Annotated in this window: 7 protein-coding genes; 2 read left to right on the forward strand and 5 right to left on the reverse strand. The window is 73.2% G+C overall.

The window, feature by feature from the left end; all coding sequences use genetic code 11:
• Window positions 1-305: 305 nt before the first annotated feature.
• From ACSNOD_RS25925 to ACSNOD_RS25940, 4 genes are all read right to left on the reverse strand, one after another.
• Entirely contained in the window at window positions 306-1,991 is a 1,686-nt protein-coding gene (locus tag ACSNOD_RS25925) for a phospho-sugar mutase (protein WP_436769473.1), read from the reverse strand.
• 101 nt (window positions 1,992-2,092) lie between these two features.
• Window positions 2,093-2,899: a purine-nucleoside phosphorylase gene (locus ACSNOD_RS25930; protein ID WP_436769474.1), complete on the reverse strand. Its 807-nt coding sequence runs from the start codon at window positions 2,897-2,899 to the stop codon at window positions 2,093-2,095.
• A gap of 142 nt (window positions 2,900-3,041) precedes the next feature.
• Entirely contained in the window at window positions 3,042-3,317 is a 276-nt protein-coding gene (locus ACSNOD_RS25935) for a type II toxin-antitoxin system RelE family toxin (RefSeq protein WP_436769475.1), read from the reverse strand.
• A gap of 44 nt (window positions 3,318-3,361) precedes the next feature.
• Complete coding sequence (locus ACSNOD_RS25940) at window positions 3,362-3,799, reverse strand: gamma-glutamylcyclotransferase (RefSeq protein ID WP_436769476.1); 438 nt, start codon at window positions 3,797-3,799, stop codon at window positions 3,362-3,364.
• Window positions 3,800-4,045: 246 nt separating this feature from the next.
• On the opposite strand from ACSNOD_RS25940, the gene ACSNOD_RS25945 reads away from it, so the two are divergent.
• Together ACSNOD_RS25945 and ACSNOD_RS25950 are read left to right on the forward strand one after the other, a co-directional pair.
• A complete protein-coding gene (locus ACSNOD_RS25945) occupies window positions 4,046-5,494 on the forward strand; it encodes an NAD(P)H-quinone dehydrogenase (protein WP_436769477.1) in 1,449 nt (482 codons plus the stop codon).
• Window positions 5,495-5,647: 153 nt separating this feature from the next.
• Window positions 5,648-6,643: a DeoR/GlpR family DNA-binding transcription regulator gene (locus ACSNOD_RS25950; RefSeq protein WP_436769478.1), complete on the forward strand. Its 996-nt coding sequence runs from the start codon at window positions 5,648-5,650 to the stop codon at window positions 6,641-6,643.
• 178 nt (window positions 6,644-6,821) lie between these two features.
• Here ACSNOD_RS25950 and ACSNOD_RS25955 read toward each other — a convergent pair whose 3' ends face one another.
• Window positions 6,822-7,445, reverse strand: coding sequence for a TetR/AcrR family transcriptional regulator (locus tag ACSNOD_RS25955; RefSeq protein ID WP_436769479.1), 624 nt, complete (start codon window positions 7,443-7,445; stop codon window positions 6,822-6,824).
• Between the last annotated feature and the right edge of the window lie 88 nt (window positions 7,446-7,533).

Genomic DNA, 7,533 nt, shown 5'->3' on the forward strand with positions numbered 1-7,533 from the left:
GGTTGTTTCTCCGGCTCTCCCTGGGAGCATGTGCGCCGCGCTGCGGGGGCACCCCGCCACGTCCCCTCCGGCCCGTAGAGCGACGCGCCCGCGGTGAGGGGTGGACAACCATCGCCGGTTGCGGCCGGCCCTCGGCTTCCCGCCTGTTTCTTCTCTCCGGCGAAGCCGGAGCCGTCCGCGGTCGGCGGGTCGCGCATCACGGATCGGCCGCACGCGGGGATCGCGTAACTCTCCGCGGCGGATGCGTAAAAGGCGGGGGCGGCACACGTCGTACACCGTGTGCCGCCCCCGCCTTCTTCGAGAGCCTAGATGCCGGCCGCAGCCGAGAGGTCCGCCTTGATCGCGGCGAGCACCTCGGCCGCCGTGCGCCGGGCGTCCGGCAGCGCGTTCGCCGCGGCCACCGGAACCACGACCTCCAGGTAGCACTTGAGCTTGGGCTCGGTGCCGCTGGGCCGGACGATGACCCGGGCGCCGCGCACCGCGCCGCCCCGCCCGCCCGCGAGCCGGTAGCGCAGCCCGTCGGTCGGGGGCAGCCGGTCGGTGCCCCGGGTGAGGTCCTCGGCATCGGTCACCGTCAGCCCGGCGAGCGCGGTCGGCGGCTGCTCGCGGAGCCGCTCCATCGCGGCGGCGATCAGCGACAGGTCCTCCACCCGCACCGACAGCTGGTCCGTGGCGTGCAGCCCGTGCTCCACCGCCAGGTCGTCCAGCAGGTCGGAGAGCGTCCGGCCGGCCGCCTTCAGCTCGGCCGCCAGCTCGGCGACGAGCAGCGCCGCGGTGACGCCGTCCTTGTCGCGCACCCCCGCGGGGTCCACGCAGTAGCCCAGCGCCTCCTCGTAGGCGAACCGCAGGCCCTCGACCCGGGCCAGCCACTTGAAGCCGGTCAGCGTCTCGTCGTACGGGGCGCCGGCCGCCTCGGCGATCCGCGACAGCAGCGAGGAGGAGACGATGGTGGTGGCGAAGGTGCCCCGGGCGGCGCCCTTGCGCACGAGGTGCGTGGCGAGCAGCGCGCCCACCTCGTCACCGCGGAGCATCCGCCAGCCGGCCTCGGCCGAGGCGTCCGGGACGGCCACGGCGCAGCGGTCCGCGTCCGGGTCGTTGGCGATGACGATGTCCGGGGCGGCCGCGCGGGCGGTGGCGAACGCGAGGTCCATCGCGCCCGGCTCCTCCGGGTTGGGGAAGGCCACCGTGGGGAACGCCGGGTCGGGCTCGGCCTGCTCGGCGACCACGGTGGGGGCGGGGAAGCCCGCGCGGTCGAAGGCGGCGGTGAGCACGTCGCGGCCGACGCCGTGCAGCGGGGTGTAGACCACCCGCACGTCCCGCGGGGAGCCCTCGGTGAGCACCGCGTCGGTGCGGGCCAGATAGGCGTCGACGACCTCGTCGCCGAGCACCTCCCAGCCGCTCTCGGCCAGCGGCACGTCCGCCAGCGACCCGATGGCGGCGATCTCCGCGGCGATCTCGCCGTCGGCGGGCGGCACGATCTGGGAGCCGTCGCCGAGGTAGACCTTGTAGCCGTTGTCGCGCGGCGGGTTGTGGCTCGCGGTGACCGTCACACCGGCGACCGCGCCCAGGTGGCGGATGGCGAAGGCCAGCACCGGGGTGGGCAGCGGCCGGGGCAGCAGCGCCGCCCGCAGCCCGGCGCCCACCATCACGGCGGCGGTGTCGCGCGCGAAGTCCGCGCTCTTGTAGCGCGCGTCGTAACCGATCACCACGAGGCCGGCCGGCCCGTCGCCCGACGCCTGCTCGCGCAGGTACGCGGCGAGGCCCGCGGCCGCCCGGATGACGACCGCGCGGTTCATCCGCATCGGGCCCGCGCCCAGCTCGCCGCGCAGCCCCGCCGTGCCGAACTGGAGGGTGCCGGAGAACCGCCGGGCGAGCTCCTCCACGTCCTCCGCCTCCAGCAGCTTGCCGAGCTCGTCCCGGGTCTCCGGGTCCGGGTCCTCGGCGAGCCAGGTCCTGGCCTGGTGGATCAGCTCCGCTGTTTCGCTTGCCACGGTGATGCTCCTGTGTCGGGTCCAGTGTCGGATGGGGCGCGCGGGCCCCGGAAGGGTCGCCCGGCCGGCCGGGCCGCTGGGGTAGGAGTACCCGTACCCGCTCAGATGCGCTCGAGGACCTGGGCGAGCAGGGCGCCCATCCGGGTGGCCGAGTCGCGGCCGGCCTGCAGCACCTCTTCGTGGTTGAGCGGCTCGCCGGTCATGCCCGCGGCGAGGTTGGTCACCAGCGAGATGCCCAGGACCTCGGCGCCGGCCTCACGGGCGGCGATGGCCTCCAGCACGGTCGACATGCCGACGAGGTCGGCGCCCAGGGTCCGGATCATGCGGATCTCGGCCGGCGTCTCGTAGTGCGGGCCGGGGAACTGGACGTACACGCCCTCCTCGAGGGAGGGGTCGATCTCCATGCACAGCGCGCGCAGCCGCGGCGAGTACAGGTCGGTGAGGTCGACGAAGTTGGCCCCGGCGATCGGGGAGGTGGCGGTGAGGTTGATGTGGTCGCTGATCAGCACCGGCTGACCCGGGCGCATGCCCTCGCGCAGACCGCCGCAGCCGTTGGTCAGCACGATGGTCTTGCAGCCGGCGGCGACGGCGGTGCGCACGCCGTGGGCGACGGCGGCGACGCCGCGGCCCTCGTAGAAGTGCGTGCGGCCCAGGAAGACCAGGGCGCGCTTGTCACCGATCCGGTACGAGCGGATCTTGCCGGCGTGGCCCGCGACCGCCGGGGGCGGGAAGCCGGGCACCTCGGTGACCGGGAACTCGGCCTCGGGCGCGCCCAGCGCGTCGGCGGCGGGGACCCAGCCGGAGCCCATGACGAGGGCGACATCGTGGCTGTCGGCGCCGGTCAGCTCGCGCAGACGAGCGGCGGCGGCGGTGGCGTCGGGGTTTTCCGGAGTAACTGAAGCGTTCACGCGGTCGAGGGTAACCTGTCTTCGCCTACGCGCGTAGATGTTCCGGCTGACGACAGTCGGATCGTTGTCTTGTCGATTCCGACAAGAGTCGCCCGGTGGCGGAGCCGGTCGGCCACCGGCGGCGGAGCCGGTCGCTCGCCGGTCACTCGTCGGTGACGAAGATGTCCTTGTCGTTGAAGACCTCGACTATGAAGATCAGCAGCCGGCCCAGGCTCACGCTGTACTCGACGAGGATGTTCTGCGTCAGCCGGATCGTGCGGTCGTCGCCGGTCGCGCTCATCGGTCTCGACGGCTTGGGGAACGGATCGCGCGCGAGCAGCGAGATGCCCTTGTCGAAGGCGGCGCGCTGACGGTCGTCGAGGCGGTCCCGGGTGGCCGCGGCCTGCTCGGTGAAATAGACCTGGTACGTGGGCGGCATGACGCTCTTCCCTTCGCCTCGTCGTGTCGAGAGTCTACGGGGCGTCAGCACGGACGCTTGCGGATCTCCATCACATAGTCGTGCGGCGCGCCCGCCGACTCCGCCGCGTCCGCGATCTCCCCCAGGTAGCGCGCCGACGGCAGCCCGCCCTCGTACCCGTCGAGCACGTAGACCCACGCGGCCTCGTCGCCGTCCAGGGTGTGCACCCGCACCCGGGCCCGCCGGTAGATGCCCAGCCCGACGCCCTCCCAGCGGTCCATGGACTCCTCGTCCATGGGGGCGATGTCGTAGAGCGCGACGAAGACCTGGGAGCCCGGGGCCTCCACGAGGGTCGCCAGCGCACCCTCCCAGCCCATCTGCTCACCGCCGAAGGTGAGCCGCCAGCCGTTGAGCCAGCCGGTGCCACGCAGCGGGGAGTGCGGGGCGCGGCGGGACATCAGCCGCGCGTCGAGATTGCCGGCGTACGCGGCGTAGAGCGACATGGTGTCGAGGGTACGGGAGTGACGGCGGGGCCCGGCGGGTGTCCCCGTGGCGTACGCCACGCCGTGGGCCGCGGGCGCCCCTGTACGAGGCGGCGTGCGAAAAGTCCGTACGAAAAGCCCGTAGGACAAGCGGTGCGGCCGGCGTACCGCTCCCGCGCCCGGCGCCGAACCGGCCGTCGCCCGGAAAGCCGGACGAAACCGCCGATGAAGGCCCCGGACGGGAGTTCACGGGGGGCGTGCGGGACAATGGAGTACGTGACTCGGATCGTGATCATCGGTGGCGGGCCCGGCGGCTACGAGGCGGCCCTGGTGGGCGCCCAGCTGGGGGCGGAGGTGACCGTCGTCGATTGCGACGGTCTGGGCGGGGCGTCGGTGCTCACCGACTGCGTGCCGTCGAAGACATTGATCGCCACGGCCGAGGTGATGACGACCTTCGACTCCTCCTACGAGGAGCTCGGCATCATCGTGGCCGACGACACCCCGCACATCGAGCGCGCGGCGCGCGTCGTGGGCGTGGACCTCGGCAAGGTGAACCGCAGGGTCAAGCGTTTGGCCGTCGCCCAGTCGCATGACATCACGGCCTCCGTGACCCGCGCCGGGGCCCGGGTGCTGCGCGGCCGCGGCCGGCTGGCGGCCGGCCAGGCCCCCGACGGCTCCCGCGAGGTGATCGTCACCTCGGCGGACGGCGCCGAGGAGCGGCTCACCGCCGACGCCGTGCTGATCGCCACCGGCGCCCACCCCCGGGAGATCCCGGACGCGCTGCCCGACGGCGAGCGGATTCTCAACTGGACGCAGGTCTACGACCTGGAGGAGCTCCCCGAGGAGCTCATCGTGGTCGGCTCCGGCGTCACCGGCGCCGAGTTCGCCGGGGCCTACCAGGCGCTCGGCTCCAAGGTCACCCTGGTCTCCAGCCGGGACCGGGTGCTGCCGGGCGAGGACCCGGACGCGGCCGTCGTGCTGGAGGACGTCTTCCGGCGGCGCGGCATGAACGTCATGGCGCGCTCGCGGGCGCAGTCGGCCAAGCGGGTGGGCGACCGGGTGGAGGTCACCCTCGCCGACGGCCGGGTGATCTCCGGTACCCACTGTCTGATGGCGGTCGGCTCCATCCCGAACACCGCGGACATGGGCCTGGCGGAGGCCGGGGTCCGGCTCAAGGACTCCGGGCACGTGTGGACCGACCGGGTGTCGCGCACCAGCGCGCCGGGCGTCTACGCGGCGGGCGACTGCACCGGCGTGCTGGCGCTGGCCTCGGTCGCGGCCATGCAGGGTCGCATCGCGATGTACCACTTCCTGGGCGACACGGTGGCGCCGCTCAACCTGAAGGCCGTCTCGGCGAACGTCTTCACGGACCCCGAGATCGCTACGGTGGGTTACACCCAGGCGGATGTCGACAATGGCTTGATCGATGCGCGGGTGGTCAAACTTCCGCTGTTGCGCAACCCCCGCGCGAAGATGCAGGGCATCCGCGACGGCTTCGTGAAGATTTTCTGCCGGCCCGGCACGGGCATCGTGGTCGGTGGTGTGGTGGTTTCACCCCGTGCGAGTGAATTGATCCATCCGATTTCGATCGCGGTGGACAACAATCTGACGGTCGAGCAGATCGCTAATGCGTTCACTGTGTACCCCTCGCTTTCGGGGTCGATCGCGGAGGTGGCGCGTCAGCTCCACAACCGGAAGACTCAGGGCAAGGCTTAGGCCGGGGCCCGGACTTGACAGCCCGGGGGCGGCCGCGACCGCGGCCGCCCCCGGCGCGCTCGTATACCACCTTCGCCCCGCCTCTGCGAACAACTTCTGTTATTCGGCGCAAACTGCTGAAACCAAACGGCCGCGCACGTTACTGTCAGTTTCGTGTTCGCTGCAGAACGTCGCCAATTGATCCTCGAAATGGTGCGCGCCAACGGGGCCGTGTCGCTCCGTGAGCTCGCCCGCGTCGTCCAGACCTCCGAAGTGACCGTACGGCGGGACGTGCGGGCGTTGGAGGCAGAAGGACTTCTCGACCGCCGGCACGGCGGTGCGGTACTCCCCGGTGGCTTCACCCGGGAGTCCGGCTTTCCGCAGAAATCCCATCTAGCGACCGCGGAGAAGACGGCCATCGCCGATCTCGCCGCCGGTCTCGTCGAGGAGGGGGAGGCCATCGTCGTCGGCGCGGGTACGACGACCCAGGAACTGGCGCGCAGACTCGCCCGGGTGCCCGGGCTCACCGTGGTCACCAACTCGCTGCTGGTCGCCCAGGCGTTGGCGCACGCCAACCGGGTCGAGGTCGTGATGACCGGCGGCACGCTGCGCGGCACCAACTACGCCCTGGTGGGCAGCGGCGCCGAGCAGTCCCTCCAGGGGCTGCGGGTCTCGCGTGCCTTCCTCTCGGGCAGTGGGCTGACCGCGGAGCGCGGTCTGTCCACGTCCAACATGCTCTCGGCGAGCGTGGACCGGGCACTGGTCCAGGCCGCTGCGGAGGTGGTCGTGCTCGCGGACCACACCAAGCTCGGCACGGACACGATGTTCCAGACCGTGCCCACGGACGTGATCACCCGGCTGGTCACGGACGAGCCGCCCGCGCACGACGACCGGGCCGCGACCGAACTCCAGGCGCTGGCGGACCAGGGCGTGCAGATCGCCGTGGCCGGCGCGAGCGGGGGGGACGGCCGGCAGGGCGGTGAGACCGGCGGCTCTCCGGGGCGACCGCCCCGGAGGGACGTCCCCCTCCCCGGGCAGCGCCGAAACCATCCTCCTCAAGGGGGGCCGGGCGCGGGGAGCCATCCGCAGCTGCGGGCGGCGGCCCTGGCGGCGGAGCAACAGGCCGCGGCGGGCGGCCGCGTGGCCGACCTGGCCCCGCGGCGTCGCTGAGCGGCGGCGGTACGGCCGCGGACGCACGCGTCCGAGATCACCGTGTCGCCACCGTGGTGGAGCCCGGCGACCTGCTCGCCGGGCTCCGCCCGGTTCTCTCCGGAGGCCCGGGAACGGACCGTCGCCCCTCTCCGAAGGGGCCTCGCGTCGTCGGAGCCGCCCCGGAGCGGTCGGGCGGTCACGCCTTGACGCCGCGCAGGGTGAGCTTCAGCAGCCGGTCGATCAGGTCGGGGTCGTCCGGGGACTCCTCCACGGCCAGGGCGATCGCGTTCGTCAGCTGCAACAGATCCGCGATCTCGACATCGGACCGCACCGCGCCGGCCTCCCGCGCCCGGTCCAGCAGCGCGCCCCCCGCCTCCCGCATGGGCACACTGCACCGGGCGAGCTGGGAGCCGTCGTCGCCCCGCGAGGCGCTCATCAGCGCCCGGGCCAGCCCCCGGTACGTACCGGCGTGCTCGATCACCGCCCGCAGCCACGCCACCAGCGCGGTGCACGGCTCGGGCGCCTCCAGCAGCTCCCGGGCCCGGGCCAGCAGCGCGTCCACCTCGCCCCGGAAGACCGCGCCCATCAGGGCGTGGCGGTTGGGGAAGTGGCGGTAGAGCGTGCCGATGCCCACGCCGGCCCGGCGCGCGATGTCCTCCAGGGAGGCATCCGTGCCGTGCGCGGTGAAGGCCGTACGGGCCTCGGCCAGCAGCCGCTCGTAGTTGCGCCGCGCGTCGGCCCGCATGGGCCGGGGGTCCCGCGCGGGCGCGCCCCCCGCCGCGCCGCCCGTGTCCGCTGTCCGCACCGTCTCGGTGGCCATCGCCAGGTCCTCCCTGTCCCTGCCCTGGGCTCCAGGATGCCATTGCGGCGGGATACGCCGTGGGGCCCGCCGAGCGATCGGCGGGCCC

The organism is Streptomyces sp. URMC 123, assembly GCF_051386515.1.
Lineage (GTDB): Bacteria > Actinomycetota > Actinomycetes > Streptomycetales > Streptomycetaceae > Streptomyces.